Source organism: Aquitalea aquatica, assembly GCF_013911085.1.
GTDB classification, from domain to species: domain Bacteria; phylum Pseudomonadota; class Gammaproteobacteria; order Burkholderiales; family Chromobacteriaceae; genus Aquitalea; species Aquitalea aquatica.
The window spans coordinates 18,373-37,177 of the sequence record NZ_JACERN010000039.1 but is presented as its reverse complement, the minus strand read 5'-3'; the positions used below and the strand labels follow the sequence as shown (position 1 = coordinate 37,177).

17 protein-coding genes are annotated in these 18,805 nt (G+C 61.4%); 6 read left to right on the top strand and 11 right to left on the bottom strand.

Annotation, left to right across the window (positions count from 1 at the left end; translation table 11 throughout):
• Positions 1-1,247 precede the first annotated feature (1,247 nt).
• On the top strand, positions 1,248-2,249 hold the full coding sequence (locus H2Z84_RS15010) for a cytochrome-c peroxidase (RefSeq protein ID WP_181836707.1): 1,002 nt from the start codon (positions 1,248-1,250) through the stop codon (positions 2,247-2,249).
• A gap of 411 nt (positions 2,250-2,660) precedes the next feature.
• The gene (locus tag H2Z84_RS15005; RefSeq protein WP_181836706.1) at positions 2,661-4,277 is read left to right on the top strand and encodes a methyl-accepting chemotaxis protein; all 1,617 of its coding nucleotides are present in this window, start codon (positions 2,661-2,663) and stop codon (positions 4,275-4,277) included.
• A 48-nt stretch (positions 4,278-4,325) separates the two neighbouring features.
• Here H2Z84_RS15005 and H2Z84_RS15000 read toward each other — a convergent pair whose 3' ends face one another.
• Positions 4,326-4,493: a hypothetical protein gene (locus H2Z84_RS15000; protein WP_181836705.1), complete on the bottom strand. Its 168-nt coding sequence runs from the start codon at positions 4,491-4,493 to the stop codon at positions 4,326-4,328.
• 305 nt (positions 4,494-4,798) lie between these two features.
• Positions 4,799-5,779, bottom strand: coding sequence for a LysR family transcriptional regulator (locus H2Z84_RS14995; protein ID WP_220272865.1), 981 nt, complete (start codon positions 5,777-5,779; stop codon positions 4,799-4,801).
• A 169-nt stretch (positions 5,780-5,948) separates the two neighbouring features.
• Here H2Z84_RS14995 and H2Z84_RS14990 point away from each other — a divergent pair, with 169 nt between their 5' ends.
• Genes H2Z84_RS14990 through H2Z84_RS14975 form a run of 4 tightly spaced genes read left to right on the top strand, consistent with a single transcriptional unit; the run spans position 5,949 to position 10,208 of the window.
• Positions 5,949-7,247: an MFS transporter gene (locus tag H2Z84_RS14990; protein ID WP_181836704.1), complete on the top strand. Its 1,299-nt coding sequence runs from the start codon at positions 5,949-5,951 to the stop codon at positions 7,245-7,247.
• A 15-nt stretch (positions 7,248-7,262) separates the two neighbouring features.
• The gene (locus H2Z84_RS14985) at positions 7,263-8,021 is read left to right on the top strand and encodes a class II aldolase/adducin family protein (RefSeq protein WP_181836703.1); all 759 of its coding nucleotides are present in this window, start codon (positions 7,263-7,265) and stop codon (positions 8,019-8,021) included.
• Positions 8,018-8,947 (top strand): 2-hydroxyacid dehydrogenase, encoded by a 930-nt coding sequence (locus H2Z84_RS14980; RefSeq protein ID WP_181836702.1) that lies wholly within the window; start codon positions 8,018-8,020, stop codon positions 8,945-8,947. Before H2Z84_RS14985 ends, H2Z84_RS14980 begins: the two co-directional genes overlap by 4 nt.
• A 31-nt stretch (positions 8,948-8,978) precedes the next feature.
• Positions 8,979-10,208, top strand: coding sequence for a Zn-dependent hydrolase (locus H2Z84_RS14975; RefSeq protein WP_181836701.1), 1,230 nt, complete (start codon positions 8,979-8,981; stop codon positions 10,206-10,208).
• A 13-nt stretch (positions 10,209-10,221) separates the two neighbouring features.
• Here the strand turns inward: H2Z84_RS14975 and H2Z84_RS21485 are convergent, their stop codons facing one another.
• From H2Z84_RS21485 to H2Z84_RS14930, 9 genes are all read right to left on the bottom strand, one after another.
• Positions 10,222-11,433 carry a GGDEF domain-containing protein gene (locus tag H2Z84_RS21485; RefSeq protein WP_220272864.1) on the bottom strand — a complete coding sequence of 404 codons (1,212 nt, stop codon included), beginning with the start codon at positions 11,431-11,433 and terminating at the stop codon, positions 10,222-10,224.
• Between the two features lie 242 nt (positions 11,434-11,675).
• On the bottom strand, positions 11,676-12,020 hold the full coding sequence (locus H2Z84_RS14965) for a cupin domain-containing protein (RefSeq protein ID WP_181836699.1): 345 nt from the start codon (positions 12,018-12,020) through the stop codon (positions 11,676-11,678).
• A gap of 65 nt (positions 12,021-12,085) precedes the next feature.
• Positions 12,086-13,483: an NAD(P)/FAD-dependent oxidoreductase gene (locus tag H2Z84_RS14960; protein WP_220272863.1), complete on the bottom strand. Its 1,398-nt coding sequence runs from the start codon at positions 13,481-13,483 to the stop codon at positions 12,086-12,088.
• Positions 13,484-13,513: 30 nt separating this feature from the next.
• A complete protein-coding gene (locus H2Z84_RS14955; RefSeq protein ID WP_181836698.1) occupies positions 13,514-14,338 on the bottom strand; it encodes an AraC family transcriptional regulator in 825 nt (274 codons plus the stop codon).
• Entirely contained in the window at positions 14,335-16,119 is a 1,785-nt protein-coding gene (locus tag H2Z84_RS14950; protein ID WP_181836697.1) for an ABC transporter transmembrane domain-containing protein, read from the bottom strand. The genes H2Z84_RS14955 and H2Z84_RS14950 overlap by 4 nt, the downstream gene beginning before the upstream one ends.
• A gap of 86 nt (positions 16,120-16,205) precedes the next feature.
• The gene (locus tag H2Z84_RS14945; RefSeq protein WP_181836696.1) at positions 16,206-16,394 is read right to left on the bottom strand and encodes a YgaP family membrane protein; all 189 of its coding nucleotides are present in this window, start codon (positions 16,392-16,394) and stop codon (positions 16,206-16,208) included.
• A gap of 133 nt (positions 16,395-16,527) precedes the next feature.
• Positions 16,528-17,184, bottom strand: coding sequence for a Crp/Fnr family transcriptional regulator (locus tag H2Z84_RS14940; RefSeq protein ID WP_181836695.1), 657 nt, complete (start codon positions 17,182-17,184; stop codon positions 16,528-16,530).
• Positions 17,181-17,798, bottom strand: a complete 618-nt coding sequence (locus H2Z84_RS14935; protein ID WP_181836694.1) for a 3'-5' exonuclease — start codon at positions 17,796-17,798, stop codon at positions 17,181-17,183. The genes H2Z84_RS14940 and H2Z84_RS14935 overlap by 4 nt, the downstream gene beginning before the upstream one ends.
• Before the next feature lie 100 nt (positions 17,799-17,898).
• Positions 17,899-18,798, bottom strand: a complete 900-nt coding sequence (locus H2Z84_RS14930) for a LysR substrate-binding domain-containing protein (RefSeq protein ID WP_181836693.1) — start codon at positions 18,796-18,798, stop codon at positions 17,899-17,901.
• Between the last annotated feature and the right edge of the window lie 7 nt (positions 18,799-18,805).

The window sequence follows — 18,805 nt, the reverse complement described above, 5'->3', positions numbered from 1 at the left end:
GGTAGGCGCGGCCTGGACGGCAGCATGGTAGCCAAACAGCATGATGCTGAGAGCACAGATTGTATGTTTCATCACATCCCCACGATTTAATAGATTTTTGCGCAAACACTTTTAACAAATATTTGCATTTATTTATCAAACAATACTCATGTGAATATTACGAGCAATGCTGCCGCGTTGCTCAAGAAAATTCATTTGCCATCTCCATGGGGTCGTCGACCAGACACCCGCTTCCCGGCCCCATGTCCAAAGCGCATACCCAAAGCCTGAACTACGTGGCTACCTTTCTGCACGGCGCGCAGCAGCGCTCTCCGTGACCATGCAGAACGGTCATACTTCCGAATTAAACGATTGTTTTGCCTGACACGATGGCAGGCGTGCTACTTGACATGCGCTGCGGCACCTCCGGTGCCACCCGCGCAATGCCATATAATTATTTTCATTACTTAACACTATATTTGCAGTTCAATATCTTGATTTGCGCCAATTTAACAATTATTGTCTTGTGGCAATTATTGTTAAGAGTATTCAAGAAATGCTTCCCTTCAGGCAAAGAGATATATCCAGACCGCTGCTGCGCCCTGCCTCGGGGAAGTGCATCCGCAGTCAAGCCACGCATTGGCTAATGCGTTGTCTGGATGCCGTTATCGAGCAGATGTGCGGTATCAGCGTGCTGTGCCTGCTTATCCTGTTCACGCTGGGTTTCATGTTCTTCTTTAAATAATTCCGCCATCTCCTTTTCCTGCCAGCCTTTGGCAGGCTATCTACCCTGCCTTTATCAGCCATATCCGGCATCCCTGCCCTGGTGAATGCCACTACTACCGCTTGTTTTATTCTCCTACTACCATCGGCACCTCGGGCATTGCCCCGCAATGATCTGCTGATATTTCCACTGCTCAATAAAGCATGCCGATATGCTTTGGCTATCGTATTAATTGAAAATATCAATTCGCCTGCCAGCATTTTGATTTGTGCCATTTGATCTGCGACAAATCAGCCCGCCTGAATCTGCCTCATCTTGACACCCAGCCCAAGCAATTCATTAACCATTGTGATGGCGGGCTTATTTCACGCAGTGTTACCCCGGATGACGCACGGCATTATCACGGCCGCTGCGAGAATGCATTTCAGCCATTATTTAATAGCAGCAAGAGAATAAATAGCCGTACCAAACATTTGCCGACACACCACAAAACTTTCAATTTGCTATGCGCAAAAATAATTTTCAACCGCAAATGGAGATGGCAATGCAACCCCTTAAATATATCGGCATGATGTTTCCGCTATGGCTGGCAATATCTGCCAATGCTGCGCCCAGTATTCAGAGTGAACCTATTCAGCCGATTCCCAAAGCCGTGATTAAAAACCCGGCCATGGTGGAATTGGGCAAAAAGCTGTTTTTTGAACCGCGCCTATCCAAGTCGGGCTTCATTTCCTGTAACTCCTGCCACAATCTGTCCACTGGTGGCAGTGACAATCTCAGCTCCTCGATTGGCGACCATTGGCAGCAAGGGCCTATCCGTTCGCCTTCGGTGCTCAATTCCAGCATGAATGTGGCGCAGTTCTGGGATGGTCGTGCCAAGTCCTTGCAAGAGCAGGCCAGCGGCCCGATTGCCAATCCAAAGGAAATGGCGTCCAACCATGTGTTGGCACTGGATGTGCTGCGTTCGATACCGGCCTACGTCAATGAATTCGACAAAGTGTTCGGCAACAAGAATGTCTCCATGCCGCAGGTGACCAAGGCGATTGCCGCCTTTGAGGAAACCCTGGTCACGCCGGATTCGCGCTTTGACCAGTGGCTGAAGGGCAATAAGAAGGCGCTGAATGCGCAGGAGTTGCGCGGCTACCAGACTTTCAAGACCGCCGGTTGTGTGGCCTGCCATAACGGCCCGGCGGTGGGGGGCAATTCCTTCCAGAAAATGGGCCTGGTTGCACCGTACCAAACCAGCAATCCGGCCCAGGGCCGGGCCGGGGTCACCGGTAAAGATGCCGACCGCATGTCATTCAAGGTGCCGTCCTTGCGCAATGTGGCACTGCGAGCACCCTATTTCCATGATGCCGGTGCCCCGACACTGGAGGCTGCCGTGTCCACCATGGGCAAGCTGCAACTGGGCCGGGACTTCAACCAGCAGGAGGTAGGCGATATTGTTGCCTTCCTGCATACCCTCACCGGCAAACAGCCTCAGATCGTGCTGCCTATCCTGCCGGCTTCCAGCAATAACACGCCGCACCCGACACCCTTCAACTAGTGCCGTGTTTATCCCGTTAGCCACATGCGTGCGTTGACAGGGCAACAGGTCTGCCATTGCGGCAGACCTGTTTTTTCAATCCGCACCCCAGCTTTATCCATACACAAACCCTGGTTTCGCTATAAAATCAGAAATGCCTGATATGGCGCAAGTATCGGGTAGTGCCGATGCCAGATGATGACAAGCGCTCTGCCTGCTGCAAGCAAAGGCGATGGCAAGCTCTGGCTGTTCCTGCTCCGGAGTGGATCTGCTGCCGCTTCAGCATGTCTATCCATGGCCGTAAATTTGTGAAAATTGCTCTAAAAGTGATTTAAATCAACCATAATATTCAAGCTAAAACGTTTTAGTAAGCGACATTTGCGTAGACTATGCCTGGTCTGGCATCACTGTTTTTTGATTTCGGGATAACTCATGACAATCACCAAAAAATTATTGCTGACTTTGTCGATTGCGCTGGCCAGCATGTTGCTGGTTGGTGGCTATGCCACCCGCGCGCTGCATGATGGGCAGCAGCGCTTCGAGTATGTACGGAACAGTACCTTTCCCGATCTGAAAGTCATGCAGGGCACCCTGCGGGCAGTGGCGGATATCCGTGCCAATACCTTGCGCCATGTGCTGGCAACGACGGCCGAACAAAAAGCGGTGGCCGAGAAAAATCTGGCCGATGCCGACCAGCGCTTTGACACGCTGATGAATACCTATCAGATCAACACGACTGCCAGCGATGAAGACCGCCAGCTGCTAGCCGCAGACCGGGCGATGATGGCGCAGTACCGCGAGGGGCGCAGCCGGATTCTGGCTTTGTCGCGCGACAACCAGACCGAACAAGCGGTGGCGCTGACCAATAATGAATTTACCCAGACCGCCAACCAGCTGATGCAGGCGGTAGAGCAGCATGCCAAGTTCAACTACCGGCTGGCCGAGCAGCTGGCGGCAGAGAATGATCGCACCTACCAGACAGTATTTGCCGTGGCACTGGGCCTGATGGCCCTGGCCCTGCTGGTCACCGGCGTACTGGCCTTGATGCTGTACCGCAATATCAGCCACGGGCTGGCATCCATCCAGCACACCATCGAGGCGGTCAGCAGCCAGCGGGATTTCCGCCTGCGCGCCGACAGCAGCAGCCAGGATGAAATCGGCCTGACCGCCCGCTCCTTCAACCAGCTGCTGGACGGCCTGCAGCAGGCGTTTGGCCAACTGGCGCTTGGCGCCCATCAGGTCAAACATTCGTCGCAGGAACTGGCACAAACCGCCAATGAGGTATCGATGGCCTCTGGTGCGCAAAGCGAGGCCTCGGCCAATATCGCCGCCACCATCGAACAGATGACGGTAAGCATCAACCATGTGGCCGACCAGTCCGCCCAGCAAAGTGCTGGTGCCAAATCGGCCCAGACCCTGGTGGTGGATAGCACCGGCATCATCGAGCAGACCATTCACGACATTCACCAGATTTCCCAAGTGGTCACCGTGTCGGCCAGCAGCATTCACGAGATGGAAGCACACAGCGGCGAGGTGGCAACCGTGATCAATGTGATTCGCGATATTGCCGATCAGACCAATCTGCTGGCGCTAAACGCCGCCATCGAGGCGGCCCGTGCCGGCGAGCAGGGCCGCGGCTTTGCCGTGGTGGCCGACGAGGTGCGCAAACTGGCCGAGCGCACCACCAAGTCTACCCAGGAGATTTCCTCCACCATCGAAGCCATGCTGGGCAATGCTGGTCAGGCCACCGCCCAGATGCAAAAGGCGGAAGAGCTGGTGAGAATGGGGGTAACCCGCGCCGATCAGGCAGCAGTGGCCATGCGCCGTATTGGCGAACTGGCCGATGGCGCGGTACAGGGTAGTGATGCCGTGGCCGCTGCCATCCAGCAGCAGGGCGAAGCCAGCAACAATATTGCCGCCATGGTGGAAAAAACGGCGCAGGCTTCGGAAGAGGCCAGCGCAGCCGCCCAGCATACGGCACAGAATGCCGCCCAGCTGGACGAAATGGCGCGGACACAGGCGGATATTCTCGCCCGCTATCAGGTGTGATGAGGCCGCAGGCCGAGCTCTGGGCCAGAGCGCAGCCGGGCGACTGACTCAGGCCTTGGTGTTGATCAGCGAGCCCACATTGCCACCCGGACTGGCCGGCTGCTCTGCCGTCGGGGCCGTGCCGGGTGGGGTCGGTGCGGGTGCCGGACGATTGCTGCTGTTGGTCTTGGGCAGATAGCTGCCATAGCTGCTGGCGGGTGAAATCGGCATGGCCATGTTGCGGGGCTCCTGGCGGTCGGGTGGTGGTAGTTGGGATGGTCCCGGCACAAGCCAGCAAGCCCGGCAGGGAATGCTTTGCTAGTGCAATATCCATACCAGCCGCCATTCAGGCTTATTTTTCTTTTCTTATCATCGCTTTACATCTCTTGACGCCGATCTTGCCGCTGAGCGGAAATCTTTGCCGCCACCTGCCGCTTGCGCAGCGAACTCAATAGCCTAGCGCCCCACCGCACAGCGCGCCGGCAGTACCAGGTGTGCGGCAAGATGGCACCACGCAGGAGCGGTGGTTTTGTTAGCGGCTCTTAACCTGCTGCTGCCTTTTCCGCCCCTGGCAAACAGTGCTGCAGCCCCTCCAGAAACACGCTTTCCGCCGTACTCAGCTTCTGCTCCCGGTTCCACAACAGGTAGAGATCCAGATCGGCAATGCCGGCAGCGGGCGGCAGCCGCCATAGCTCGCCTTGTGCCACATCGCGGGCTGCCACGTGTTCCGGCAGGCTGCCTATGCCAAAACCAGCGCGTACCAGCCGCCGTACTTCTTCCAGGCTGGAGGAAGCGGCAATGATCTTGCCGGTATAGCCTTGCTGGTCGCGAAAGATGGTCAGTGGTGACAGGTTGTCGCCAATCTGGTCGCTGACGAAGCTGACAAAATCCTGCCCCTGCAATGATTCCAGCGTCAGATCGCTACGGCCAAACAAGGGATGGCTGCGGCCGCAGTAAAAAGCATAGCGCTGGGTGATGAGACAGCGCCGTTCCAGCCGTGCCTGTGGCAGACGACACAGGCCCAGCCCCAGGCTGGCGGTTTTTTGCAGCAGGCCGCTGATGATGTCGGCACTGCGCATGACCTCCACGTCCAGCTCCACCCGTGGGTACTGCTGGTGAAAGCGCGCCAGATAAGCATCGTAGCCAGCTACTTCCAGCCCGGTGGCGCACAGTATGCGCACCTTGCCCAGCATGTCCTCGCTGCGGTTTTCCAGTGCGGCGCTCAGCCGCGACACATTGCCGTAGATATCGCTGGCGATGCGAAAGATTTCATCGCCGGTTTCTGTCAGTGCGAAGCGTGTCCCCTGCCGCAATATCAGTGTGCATTGCAACTGTTCTTCCAGCCGTTTCAAGGCCTGGCTCACTGCCGACTGCGTGACATGCAAACGCGCCGCCGCTCGGCTAATGCTGCTTTCCTGGGCGATTACCAGATAAGTCCGCAGCAGATTCCAATCCAGCCTGTCGCTCAGGAAACGCCGTCCTGCTGTCATGTTGGCCTGGGTTGTTCCTGTTGTTTTCGCCATGTGCAGCCCTCCTTTCCATCATTAGCTTTACTTATTTCAAACTTCAATTTTGATAATTTTACTAATGATAATGCCCATGCGATAAACCCTCACCACGCCAGCAGAGCGTAGACCGACGTGCATGTCGCCCGATCTTGAACACGCATCTACAAAAAAGAGGAATCCCCCCATGACCCAAGCCTCCAGCCAGTCGCGCCGTGCTGCGGCGGCGGCCTTCATCGGCACCACCATCGAGTTTTACGATTTCTACATCTACGCCACCGCAGCGGCCCTGGTGCTGGGGCAGGTGTTTTTTCCCAGCAGCGACCCCACGCTGAGCACACTGGCTGCCTTTGCCACCTTTGCCGTCGGCTTTATCGCCCGCCCCATGGCAGGCATGGTGTTCGGCCACCTGGGTGACCGCCTGGGGCGCAAGAAAATGCTGCTGTTCACCATGATGCTGATGGGGGTGGCCACCGCCGGCATCGGCCTGTTGCCCAGCTATGCCACTGCCGGCATCTGGGCACCCATTGGCCTGGTAACCCTACGCTTCATCCAGGGCATTTCGGTGGGTGGCGAGTGGGGGGGTGCCGTGCTGATGGCCAGCGAGCACGCACCAGCCAAACGCAAGACCTTCTATGCCTCGTTTGCCCAGCTGGGCAGCCCGGCCGGACTGATCCTGTCGCTGATCGCCTTTCGGCTGGTCACCACGCTGGATCCAGCCGACTTCCTCAGCTGGGGCTGGCGCCTGCCTTTTCTGGCCAGCGGCCTCCTGATGTGCGTGGGTCTGGCCATCCGTATCGGCGTGGACGAGTCGCCCGAATTCAAGGCCGTGCAAGCCAAGCAAAATACCGTCAAATACCCGGTGCTGGAAGTGGTGCGCGATTGCTGGCGTGAAGTCCTGTTCGCCGCCGCCGCCGTCACCATTGGCTCGGCCGGCTTCTTCTTCACCAACACCTTCATGATCACCTATGTGACCCAGTACCAGGGTATTGCCCGTTCCACCATTCTGGACACGCTGTTTCTGGTGACCATCCTGCAGTTCCTGTCACAGCCCTGTTCGGCCTTGCTGGCCGAGAAGATCGGCGAGGAGCGCTTCCTCAAGATCGTTGCCCTGCTGTGCGTGGTGCTGCCCTATCCCATGTTCCTGCTGGTGGAAACCGGCAACATCCTGCTGATGACCGTGGGCATTGCCATGGCGGTGGTCACCCTGTCCGGCCTGTATGCGGTGATTGCCGGCTATATGGTCGAGGCCTTTCCGGTGCAGCTGCGCTATTCCGGCATTTCGCTGGCCTACCAGTTGATCTGCGCCCTGGCCGGCGGTACCACACCGCTGATCGGCACCTGGCTGGCCAGCCGCTTTGCTGGCCAATGGTGGCCGCTGGCGCTGTTCTTCTCGCTGCTGTCCCTGGTGTCCTTTGTCGGTGTGCATGGGCTGGCCCGCCTGCGGCGGCAAAGCACACCTCCCGAGCTGGTCTTTGTCCGTTAACCCCTGGAGAACCTCATGAACCAAGCAGCCCGATTTTCCCCTGAAGAATGGCAGGCCCGTTGCGAGCTGGCCGCGCTGTACCGGCTGATCGCCCATTTCCGCATGACTGACATGATCGACACCCATATTTCGCTGCGCATTCCCGGCTCCGATCATCATTTCCTCATCAACCGCTACGGTGTGCTGTTCCAGCATATGCGCGCTTCCGACCTGGTGCGCATCGACCAGCATGGCAATGTGGTGGGCGGCGACGGCGAGCTGCAACGCGTCAACAAGGCGGGTTTTGTCATTCACTCCGCCGTGCACATGGCACGGCCCGACCTGCACTGCGTGGTGCACACCCATACCGCAGCCGGCATGGCGGTATCGGCGCAGGAGCACGGCCTGCTGCCGATTACCCAGCATGCGCTGAAGTTTTACGGCCGACTGAGCTACCACGAGTACGAGGGCATTGCCCTGTCGCTGGAAGAGCGCGAACGGGTAGTGGCCGACCTGGGCCCGCACAACAAGGCGCTGATCCTGCGCAACCACGGCCTGCTGGCCGGTGGCCGCTCGGTGGCCGAGGCCTTTCACGAAATCTACTTCCTGGAGCGCGCCTGTCAGGCACAGGTGCAGGCCATGGCCGGCGGTGCCCAGCTGCACTATCCCAGCGAGGCAGTACGCCAGCACACCTCGGCTCAGTTCGCCCGTAGTGATGAAGAAGAAATCATCACCCTGGGCTGGCAGGCGGCGCTGTCGCTGATTGCCGATCAGCAACAGGATTATTGCCAATGACCACCGTGGTGTTGCTGACTGCGGAAGTTGAGCTGATCGATGAATTACGACCGGCCTTCGCCCAGGTGGCACCCGAACTGCGCGTGCTGCAAGCACACGAGCCGGGTGCCGCAGAAGCGGAAGTCGCCGCCTGCTGGTTTCCACCAGCGGGTGCCTTGCAGGCGCTGCCCCGGCTGCGGTTGATCCATTCGGTATCCGCCGGCATCGAACACCTGGACACAGCAGGCGACTTGCCGGCCGTGCCGGTATGCCGGGTAGTGGACCCGGAGCAGCGCCAGGGCATGGTGGAGTTCATGCGCTGGGCGGTCATCCACTATCAGCGCCACTTCGACCTGGTACTGGCCAGGCAGCAGCAGGCGCGCTGGCAGCGCCCGCCGCAAGTACCGGCCGGGGAATACCAGGTGGGCGTGCTGGGACTGGGCTCAATGGGCAGTGCCGTGGCACAGGATCTGGCCGGGGCCGGCTATGCGGTGCGCGGCTGGTCGCGCAGCGCCAAAACGCTGGCCGGGGTGGACTGCCATCACGGCGACAGCGGCTTGCCGGCTTGCCTGGCCGGGCTGGATTTGCTGATCAATCTGCTGCCGCTGACCACGGCCACCGCAGGACTGCTGAATAGCCAGCTGTTTGCCGCGCTGGCCCCTGGCGCGGTGCTGGTGAATGGCGGCCGTGGCCAGCATGTGGCCGAAGCGGATCTGGCAGCAGCCCTCAGCAGTGGCCAATTGCGCGCGGCCTTGCTGGATGTGTTCGAACAGGAACCGCTGCCACCCGATCACCCGTGGTGGCACACGCCGGGCGTTACCGTGACGCCGCACATGGCTTCGGCCGCCTCGGCGCGCTGCATTGCCAGCCAGATAGCAGAAAACACGCGGCGACTGACAACAGGCGCAGCCCTGCTGCATGTCGCCGACCCGGCACTGGGCTACTAAGCCAGACAATCAAATACAGAGGAGAACGACCATGCTGACCGTGAATGGCCCACGCCTGTGGAACAGCCTGATGGAGATGGCCAAAGTCGGCCCCACCGCAGCGGGGGGTAATTGCCGGCTGGCCTTGTCGGCGGAGGACTTCGCCGGCCGCGCCCTGTTTGCCGACTGGTGCCACCAGGCTGGCATGAGCCTGGATGCCGATGCCATCGGCAACCTGTTTGCCCGTCGCGCCGGGCGCGACCCGCAAGCCAAACCGGTGGTAATGGGCAGCCATCTGGACACCCAGCCAGCCGGAGGCCGCTTTGACGGCATCTATGGCGTATTGGCCGGACTGGAAGTGGTACGCAGCCTGAACGACGCCGGCATCACCACCGACAAACCGCTGGAAATTGCGGTATGGACCAATGAAGAAGGCGCACGCTTCACCCCGGCCATGCTGGGTTCGGCGGCGTTTTGCGGCGTTTTGCCGCTGGAAGAGGCTCTGGCCGCAGAAGATGCACAAGGCATCAGCGTGGCCACCGCCCTGGCCGGCCATGCCGGTAATCTGCCGCTGGGCCGGGCTTTTGATGCCTATTTCGAAGCCCATATCGAACAGGGGCCTATCCTGGAGCAGGCGGGCCTGCCGATTGGCGTGGTGACCGGCGGCCAGGCCATCTGCTGGCTGGATGTGCGGGTCGCCGGCAGCCCGGCCCACGCCGGCACCACCCCGATGCACCTGCGCCGCGATGCGCTGTTTGCCGCCAGCAGCATGATCAGCCGGCTGGAACAGCTGGCCGGTGAATTCAGCCCGCACGGGCTGGTAACGGTGGGGCAGCTGGCCATTCCCGGCTCCTCGCGCAATACCATTCCCGGCCAGGTCCACTTCACCATCGATCTGCGCCACCATCAGGACGCGCAAATCGCGGCCATGGAGCAAGGCGCCCGCGCCGTACTACAAGAACTGGCCACGGCACGCGGCCTGACAGTCGACATCCAGCAGCACTGGTTCAGCGCTGCCACACCATTCGACCGCGACTGCATCGGTGCGGTACGCCAGGCAGTCACCACGCTGGGCTATCCGCATCAGGACATCGTCAGCGGTGCCGGCCACGACGCCATCCATCTGGCCCGGCACTGTCCCACCACCATGATTTTCATCCCCTGCGTGGGAGGCATCAGCCACAACGAGGCGGAAGACGCCTTGCCCGACGATGTGCGCATGGGGGCCGATGTACTGTTGGGGGCGGTGCTGCAGCGGGCCGGCGGACTGCTAGCAGACTGATGCCAGGCAGGGTTCAGTCACTGCCCACCACCATGTCATCCGTCGCCAGCTGCAGCTGATTGCGTCCCTGCTGCTTGGCGCGATACAGCATGCGGTCGCAGCTGGCCAACAAGTCGGTGGCGTGACGCAAGCCCTGCAGACTGGACAAGGCAGCCCCCACACTGATGGTGAGATAGGGCGGCCCGTCCGGGCGGTGGCGGTGCTCTACCTGCAAGGCCTCCACCTGCTGTAGCAAGCGCTGGCCGATGCGCCGCAGCTCATCCTGGTGGCCGCTTTGCAGCAGGATGGCAAACTCTTCGCCACCATAGCGAAACGCTCTGGCCTGCCCGCTGCGCAGGCTGTTCACCATGGCACTGGCCACCTCGGCCAGCACATGGTCGCCCGCCAGATGACCATAGTGGTCGTTATAGGGTTTGAAAAAATCGATATCCACCAGCAGCAGCGCAAAGGGCCGGCCATGCTGGCCCATCTGCAACCAGAGCTGCTCCAGTTGCAGATCAAAGGCGCGGCGGTTGCCCACCTGGGTCAGCGCATCGGTGGAGGCCAGCATTTGCAGCCGCCGGTTCAGTGAGGACAGTTCATTCTTGCGTCTTGCCTCTTCCTGCGAGGCATAAAAAGCCAGCCGCACGCTGCTGGTGGTATTCCAGCTCATAAACAGGCAGAACAACAGCACCGGCAGGTAGACCAGCGAAAACACCAGCAGCGGCTTGCTGTCCTGCGGATTCATCAGCGCCACATTGCCCATGATCACCAGCGAGATGGCCAGCGAACTGACCAGCGCACCCTTGAACGACACCCGCACGCCCAGGTTGGCAAACACGATGAAGATCAGCGAGGCGTAGAGGAAAGTGGGGACATCCGGCGAGTGGCTGCGCTTAAGCAGCTCGAACCAGGCCACGGTGGCAATCAGGTCGTGCAGCGGCATCAGCAGGTCCATCAGCAAAACGTTGCGGCTGCGGCCGAACACCAGCCAGATATCCAGCAAGGCCACCAGCAGCAGGACACTGCGCAGCAGCAGCGAAGTCTGTGCCATGTCGGGAATCAGCAGGGCATCGGCCAGCACATAAGAGAAAAATGCCAGCGCGGCGATGAGATTGGTCAGCAGCAGGAAGCCGCGATGGTGCTGCCAGATATAGCCTTCAAATGCTGGCCACAGTGCCTTGGGGATAGTGACCCGCCACCGGCCCGGCAAGGCGAGCGGCTGGTCTGATGCAGTATTGAACACGGGACTCTGCTTCGGCATGCAGCTGCCATGAGGGGAGAGCCGCCAGTGTAGGCCAAGCCCTTTAGCCCGTCCACCGCGACATGCCGTCGTCCTTAGCCTCAAGCACCAAACCCCTGCTTCGGCATGGTGCCGCCTGGCCCTAGCCATTTGTACCGGCTACGCCGACATACCTTGCCCCTGCGACGCCAGCCTATTTGCTTAGTCGCACGAGCTGCGGCTAACGCCAGCCACGGTACCTATTTTCAGTCTGGCCACAGCACATAGGATTTGCGCACGGTTTCCGTCACTTCCCACACTCCGGCGCTATTGGCGGGGAAAAACAGTGCATCACCCGCACGAATGTCGATAGCCTCCCCATCATCGGGAATGAAGCGGCAACACCCCTGGATAAAGTGACAAAACTCCGCCTGCATGATCTGGCGCCGCCAGCGGCCCGGGCTGCATTCCCAGACGCCGGTTTCCACGCCGTCCGGGCGCTCGACGGCATGTACGCGGGTGGCCGCATGCGGCAAGCTCAGTGGCATGGCCACCGGGCTGGGTGCAGATAGCGGAAGCTCGCCGCATTGCGGCAGCAGAGTAATCGACATGATGCTTCTCCTGTAGCAGGCACTGCCTGCAAATAGTCTGGCCTTGTTGTGGCGGGCGGCGCTGACTAGCGCATCAGGCTTTCCATCCGGTCGGCCAGCCGCTGCACCAGCCGGCACTGCCATGCTGGGCTGGCAGGGTTGTTCAGCGTCTGGTCTTCCCAGACAAAGCTCTTGATGATGGCGTTGTAGCCCAGCCAGCGCAGTGGCTCCGGCTCCCAGCGGCCCAGGCTGGCCACGGTTTTCACCCAGGGCTGGCGGGTCAGCAGCGTGTCCTTGCCCAACATCAGGTCAGCCAGGGTACGGCCAGCCAGATTGCTGGCCCCCACCCCCTCGCCGCCATAGCCGCCGGCCCAGGCCAGGCCATGGCCAGCATCGCACAGCATATGCGGCTGAAAACGCCGCGCCGCACCCAGATTACCGCCCCAGCCATGGGTGATGCGTGCCCCGGCCAGCATGGGAAACAGCTCCACCATCAATTGGCGGCGCAGATTGATTTCGTCCAGGCTGAGGCTGAAATTCTGCCGCAAGCGACCGCCAAAGCGATAGCCGCCACGGGCACCAAACACCAGCCGGTTATCGCGACTGCGCTGACCATAACTGACCTGACGGCTGTTTTCACTAAAGGCCTGGCCATGCTCCAGCCCGATTTCCTGCCACAGCGCCTCGGACAAGGGCTCGGTGGCGATGATCAGGCTTTGCACCGGCAGCTGATAACGGCCAAACGGCGGCAGGGTACTGGCATAGCCTTCTACCGCCGGCACCACCCAGCGTGCCCGCACCCTGCCCTGTGCAGTCCTCAATTCGCCGGCGTGCAGCCGGTCGACCCGGCTTTTTTCGTAGATGGTGACGCCCATGCCTTCTACGCAGGCGGCCAGGCCGCGTACCAGCCGCGCCGGCTGAATGGTGGCCACATGGGGCGAAAACACCGCGCCATACGGCGTGGCCAGCCGCAGTTGCTGGTTCAGCTCTGCCACCTCCAGCCAGCGATAGTCTTCCTCACCATGGCCATGGGCGCGCCAGTCGACCAGTTGCTGACGCAGCCGGCTTTCCTGCTCGGGATAGCGGGCTGCACAGTACAGCACCCCGCCCTTGCGGTAATGGCAATCAATGCCTTCGCGGGCGATGACCCGGCCCACTTCATCGGGAATATCATGCAGCAGTGCGCGGCTATGGCTACGGGCGAGCGCATCCAGTCCGGCCAGCAGCCGGTCTTCGCCCAGCACCTCGCCAATCAGCCAGCCGCCATTGCGGCCGGATGCGCCAAAACCGGCGATCTCAGCCTCCAGCACCACGATATTCAGATCCGGAGCCTGCTGTTTCAGGTAATAGGCCGTCCATAGCCCGGTAAAACCGGCACCGATAATGACGACGTCGGCTTCGATATCATCGTGCAGCGCCGGACGCGGCTGCAGGCTGTCGCCCAGCTGTTCCATCCACAGGCTGATATTGTGTGTTGCGCCCATAGGCAGGCCTCCCTAGCAGAAGCCTGCAGCTTAGTCCTTGTGCTGGTCGCTGGTCGTCTGTGCGGACCCGCACGGAAAACGCCGCAACCAGGCTGCGGGAGTCAGGCCGGTATGGTCGCGAAAACAGCGGTAGAACACCGACAAGGAATTGAAGCCAGCCGCAAAGGCCAGCTGGTCGATGCGCGCCATGCTATCGGCAACGGGCAGGCTGGCCAGCAGATGCTGCAGCCGGGCCTGGTTGACGTAGCGGTAAAAGCTTTGCCCCAGTACCTGGTTCAACAGATAGGACAACTGATTGCGACTGTAGCCGGTGGCACTGGCCACCGCGGCCAGAGTGCAGTCGGCCTGCAAATACGGCTGCTGCTGGCGAAAATAGCTGTGCAGGTCTTCCGCCATGCGCCCCAGCTGGCGCGCTGACAGGCCCAGCCGTTGCAGTGGGCTGCGCTGCCCGGCCGCGCTGCTGCCCGCCTTGCCACCATGCTGCAGAGTGGCATATTCACGCACGCGCCAGATCAAGCCGTCGCGCACGCTAATGGCTTCGCTGCTTTGAAAGGAAGCCAGCCCGCCGCTGCCGCGCAACACCATCTGATACTGGATGAAGGCGGTATCACCATCGACACGGATGCGGTCGCAGTGCTCCAGCCGCTCGGCCTCGCCCTGTGGCAGGGATGCCTGCACGTAGTCGCGCAGCTCGGCCAGCCGGAACACCCGGTTCTGCAGGAAATCGTGATAGCTGATGTCCGGGTGGTAAAGCGCCAGAATGTCTTCCAGACTGCGCTGTTTCCAGGCCTGGTGGTAGCGCTCCACCACCGCACGGGTCAGTGCCGCCTCGGCCTGCTCCGCCGTCAGGCTCATGGCTGCAAGGCCCCCGCCTCCGGGCCAAACTGCAAGGCCGCCAGCCGTGCATACAAGGGCGAGCTGTGCAGCAGTTCATCATGCCGGCCCTGCGCCACGATGCGGCCGCCTTCCAGCACCACGATGCGGTCGGCCTCTTTCACCGTGGCCAGGCGGTGGGCGATCACCAGCGTGGTGCGGTTGGCTGCGGCACGTTCCAGCGCCTGCTGCACCAGCTGTTCGGATTCGGCATCCAGCGCGCTGGTGGCTTCGTCCAGCAACAGGATGGGCGGGTTTTTCAGGATGGCGCGGGCAATGGCAATGCGCTGGCGCTGGCCACCGGACAGCCGCACGCCGCGCTCGCCCAGATAGGTGGCATAGCCTTGCGGCAGGGCCTGGATGAAATCGTGGGCGGCGGCGGCACGGGCAGCGGCGAAGACTTCTTCATCGCTGGCACCGGGCCGGCCATAGCGGATGTTTTCCAGCGCACTACTGCCAAAGATCACCGAATCCTGCAGCACCACGCCGATGTGCTGGCGCAAATCGACCAGCGCCAGTTGGCGGATATCCACGCCACCCAGGCTGATTGCACCCTGCTGCGGGTCGTAAAAGCGCAGCAAGAGCTGGAACAGCGTGGACTTGCCGGCACCGGAAGGGCCCACCAGCGCCACATGCTCGCCGGGTGCCAGTTCCAGATCGATCTGGCTGAGCGAGGGTTGCTCCGGCCGCGAGGGGTAGGCAAAGCTCACCTGTTGCAAACGCAAGCGGCCAGCAGCAGGCAAGGCATGCGGCCGGGCGGGTTCGGTCACCGGCGAGGTCAGTTGCAGCAGCTCCATCAGCCGCTCGGTAGCGCCGGCAGCGCGCTGCACATCGCCCCATACCTCGGCCACTGCGCCGATGGCCCCGGCGGTTACCACCGCGTACAGGATGAACTGCGCCAGCAGGCCACCGCTCATCTGCCCGGCCAATACCTGCTGCGCGCCCAGCCACAACACGAAGACGATGGCACCGAAAATCAGCATGATCACCGCCACCGTCAGCAGCGAGCGGGCGCGGATGCGCGCCAGCGCGGTGCCAAAGCTCAGTTCCACCGAGCCGACAAAGCGCTTGGCTTCCGCTGCCTGCTGGTTGAAGGCCTGCACCGTGGGAATGGCATTGAGCACCTCGCCGGCCATGGCGCTGGAATCGGCAATGCGGTCCTGGCTGGATTTGGACAGCGCCCGCACCCGGCGGCCAAACAGCACGATGGGCAGCACCACCAGCAGCAGCGTCACCAGAATGTAGCCAGTGAGGCTGGGGCTGGTCATGGCCAGCATCACCAGCCCGCCCAGCATCAGCAGCACATTGCGCAGGCCCATGGACAGGCTGGTGCCGATCACCGTCTGCACCAGCGTGGTATCGGTGGTGAGGCGCGACAGCACTTCGCCGGTTTGGGTGGTTTCGAAATACTGCGGGCTCATGCTGATGACGTGGCGATACACCGCGCTGCGCACATCCGCCGTTACCCGCTCACCCAGCCAGGACACCAGATAAAAACGCCCGGCGGTGGCCAGTGCCAGCACCACCGCCACGCCAAACAGCATCAGGAAATACTGGTTGATGTGACCGGCATTGCGGCTGGAAAAGCCCTGGTCGATCAGCACGCGGAAAGCCATCGGCAATACCAGGGTGGAAACGGCAGCTACGCTGAGCGCCAGCAGGGCCAGCCAGGCGCGGCGGCGGTAGGGCCGCAGAAAGGGCAACAGCCCCAGCAAGGGGCTGATGCGTTGCAACAGGGGACGGGCAGGGGTAGCAGCGGACATGGACTGACCAGATGAAATCAAGGCTGTCAGGCTACACCATGCCACCCGCCGCTGCCATCCGGGCGGGCATTACCCGACGATGGGCTTTATTTGAGCTTGCAGGTTTTCAAACCGAAGGGCAGATACGCCGGGCACCAGCCGATCAGCCCGGTGGCCAGTGGCACGATGCCGATCCAGCCCCAGGCCGGCAGCAGGCCAGCGACGGTAGCGATGATCAGGGCGACACCAATGACAATACGCAGGATGCGGTCGATACCGCCTACATTTTTGGACATGCTGTTCTCCTCGAGAGTGGGCCGGTGCACTGGCGATAAGTAGAGACTAAGCCGCTGGCCACCCGCTTTCAGTGACTAGATCACACAGCGCCGCAAGGCCGGGCAAACAGGCCGTAAAAACCACAGTCGGTGCTTATTTGCCGGCCAGTTGCTGCAGGGCGCTGGCATCCAGTAATTGCAACTGGCCTCGGCCAAGGCGAATCCAGCCACGGCGTTCGAAATCCTTGAGCTGGCGGCTGATCACCTCGCGCGCGCTGCCCAGTTCGGCAGCCAGTTCCTGATGGGTGATGCTCAGGGCGTTCTGGCCACGGGCGCGTTGCAGCAGACAGCCAGCCAAACGCTGGTCGATGCGACCAAAGCTGACCTCCTCGATCAACAACAACAGGTCGGCAATACGGCTGCCATAGGCGCGGAACACGAAATCGCGAAAGGCCGCGGAAGTCGCCAGCAACTGGCGGAAAGCCGGAATCGGCAGTGCCTGCGCCTGGATGGCGGTTTCGGCCACACCTTCGGCATCGTAATCGGTGCCACTCATCAGGCAGGCGGTGGTGACAATGCAGGTCTGGCCGTTTTCTACCCGGTACAGCGTGATTTCGCGGCCATTTTCTCCCACTTTCTGTACCCGGATCTGCCCTTCCTGCACAAACAGATAAGCCTGGCAGGGGCTGCCTTCGCGGAACAGCACCGTGCCGGCCGGTGCGCTCAGGGCGTGGCAATGGGCCAGCAGCTGGCTACGGCTGGGCTCATCCAGCCTATCCAGAATGGCAAAGCTGCGGGTCCAGTCGCTCATGCCGCCCGCTCCGTCAGCAGACCGCGCTGTTGCAATTCCTGATACACCCGCAGCGCCACCCAAGCATCGTTGCCAGCATAGGCTTGCTGCGCCGGGCTCAAGGGCAGCCGCGACCAGTTGGTGGTGGACAGTTTTTTCGATTTGCGGAAGTACTGGCCAAACAAACGCGCCACCGCCTGCACCGCGCCCACCGTAATGCGTGCGTCCTCGGAGGGCAGCAAGTTGCCCAGGTCGATCAGCCCGCCGCACTCCACCCCCAGCCGGCTTTTCAGCAGGGCACGGTCGGACACCAGGTCGAAGCCCACCAGCGGGTGCGCCGGATCGGCCAGCAGCATCTTGATTTCATCCGGCAGCACGCCCTTGACCACCGGCACCAGCCAGGCGCGCTGGCTGTCGGCCAGCTGGATCAGGTGCGGGCCGTCCGATTCCTCGCCCTTGCGAAAAGTGGGTTTGGATTCGGTATCAAAACCCAGCAAGGGTGCGGCCAGCAAATCCGGCAAGGCGGCAGCCAGCGCCTGCGGGCTGTCCAGCATGCATACCTGGTCTGGGGTCAGCGCCGGAAACAACGGCATGGTTTTGATTTCTTCGCGGGGGATTTGCCGGGTCAGCATCATGTGGGCCTTGCATGCAGAGCGCCGCCCGGCAACAGGCCGGCGGCAATGCCGGCATGATACGGCAAAGCAGCCCGGGGTTTCACCGCGCTGGCAATATTTGTCAGCCGGTAGCAGGCAGCAAGGGATTAAAAGCCGGCAGGCGCTCGGCCAGGTAATCCACCAGCATGCGCACCTTGGGCGAGAGCTGTCGGTTATGCGGATACAGTGCCCAGATGCCCTCATCCGGCTCGCGATAGGCGGTGAGCAATTCCACCAGCGCACCGCTGTGCAGATGACGCGCCACGTAGTAATCCGGCAGCTGGACAATACCCACGCCTTGCAGCGCGGCATGGGTCAGCGCGTGGCCGCTATTGCAGCGCAGGCTGCCTTTCACCCGCAGCAGGCGGCGCTTACCGCCCTCCTGCAAATGCCAGAAGTCATTACTGCCCAGCAGACAGTTGTGGCCATCCAGCTCGGACAGGCTGTTGGGCAGGCCGTGGCGCTGCAGATAGGCCGGCGCAGCGCACACATGCTGGCGGCGGCTGGCCAGCCGGCGTGCCATCAGGCTGGATTCGGCCAGATGCCCCAGGCGGATGGCCAGGTCGTAGCCTTCGGCCACCAGGTCCAGCACCTGGTTGGTGAGATTGAGCTGGATGTCCAGCGCCGGGTATTGCTGCAGAAAGGCGGTGATCAGCGGCGCAATATGGCTTTCGCCATAAGCCACCGGGGCAGTGAGCTTGAGCCGGCCTTGCGGCACTGCCTGGTGCAAGGACAAGGCGCGTTCGGCCTCGTCCAGCCCGTCCAGCAACTGGCGGCAATGTTGCAGATAGAGCTGGCCGCTTTCGGTCAGTGTCAGCTGGCGGGTGGTGCGGTATAGCAGCTGCACATGCAGCCGCTGCTCCAGCCGGGTGACTTCGCGGCTGACCTGCGCCACGGACAAGTCCAGCACCCGTGCCGCACGGGTAAAACTGCCCAGTTCGGCCACGCTGACGAATTCGCTCACCCCTTGCCATGTCGGCATTGTTGCT

What these genes read in the sequence shown, in the direction of transcription:
- H2Z84_RS15010 (WP_181836707.1), top strand. Translation starts at nt 1,248, where the DNA reads ATGCAACCCCTTAAATATATCGGCATGATGTTTCCGCTATGGCTGGCA.
- H2Z84_RS15005 (WP_181836706.1), top strand. Translation starts at nt 2,661, where the DNA reads ATGACAATCACCAAAAAATTATTGCTGACTTTGTCGATTGCGCTGGCC.
- H2Z84_RS15000 (WP_181836705.1), bottom strand. Translation starts at nt 4,493, where the DNA reads ATGGCCATGCCGATTTCACCCGCCAGCAGCTATGGCAGCTATCTGCCC.
- H2Z84_RS14995 (WP_220272865.1), bottom strand. Translation starts at nt 5,779, where the DNA reads ATGGCGAAAACAACAGGAACAACCCAGGCCAACATGACAGCAGGACGG.
- H2Z84_RS14990 (WP_181836704.1), top strand. Translation starts at nt 5,949, where the DNA reads ATGACCCAAGCCTCCAGCCAGTCGCGCCGTGCTGCGGCGGCGGCCTTC.
- H2Z84_RS14985 (WP_181836703.1), top strand. Translation starts at nt 7,263, where the DNA reads ATGAACCAAGCAGCCCGATTTTCCCCTGAAGAATGGCAGGCCCGTTGC.
- H2Z84_RS14980 (WP_181836702.1), top strand. Translation starts at nt 8,018, where the DNA reads ATGACCACCGTGGTGTTGCTGACTGCGGAAGTTGAGCTGATCGATGAA.
- H2Z84_RS14975 (WP_181836701.1), top strand. Translation starts at nt 8,979, where the DNA reads ATGCTGACCGTGAATGGCCCACGCCTGTGGAACAGCCTGATGGAGATG.
- H2Z84_RS14965 (WP_181836699.1), bottom strand. Translation starts at nt 12,020, where the DNA reads ATGTCGATTACTCTGCTGCCGCAATGCGGCGAGCTTCCGCTATCTGCA.
- H2Z84_RS14960 (WP_220272863.1), bottom strand. Translation starts at nt 13,483, where the DNA reads ATGGGCGCAACACACAATATCAGCCTGTGGATGGAACAGCTGGGCGAC.
- H2Z84_RS14955 (WP_181836698.1), bottom strand. Translation starts at nt 14,338, where the DNA reads ATGAGCCTGACGGCGGAGCAGGCCGAGGCGGCACTGACCCGTGCGGTG.
- H2Z84_RS14950 (WP_181836697.1), bottom strand. Translation starts at nt 16,119, where the DNA reads ATGTCCGCTGCTACCCCTGCCCGTCCCCTGTTGCAACGCATCAGCCCC.
- H2Z84_RS14945 (WP_181836696.1), bottom strand. Translation starts at nt 16,394, where the DNA reads ATGTCCAAAAATGTAGGCGGTATCGACCGCATCCTGCGTATTGTCATT.
- H2Z84_RS14940 (WP_181836695.1), bottom strand. Translation starts at nt 17,184, where the DNA reads ATGAGCGACTGGACCCGCAGCTTTGCCATTCTGGATAGGCTGGATGAG.
- H2Z84_RS14935 (WP_181836694.1), bottom strand. Translation starts at nt 17,798, where the DNA reads ATGATGCTGACCCGGCAAATCCCCCGCGAAGAAATCAAAACCATGCCG.
- H2Z84_RS14930 (WP_181836693.1), bottom strand. Translation starts at nt 18,798, where the DNA reads ATGCCGACATGGCAAGGGGTGAGCGAATTCGTCAGCGTGGCCGAACTG.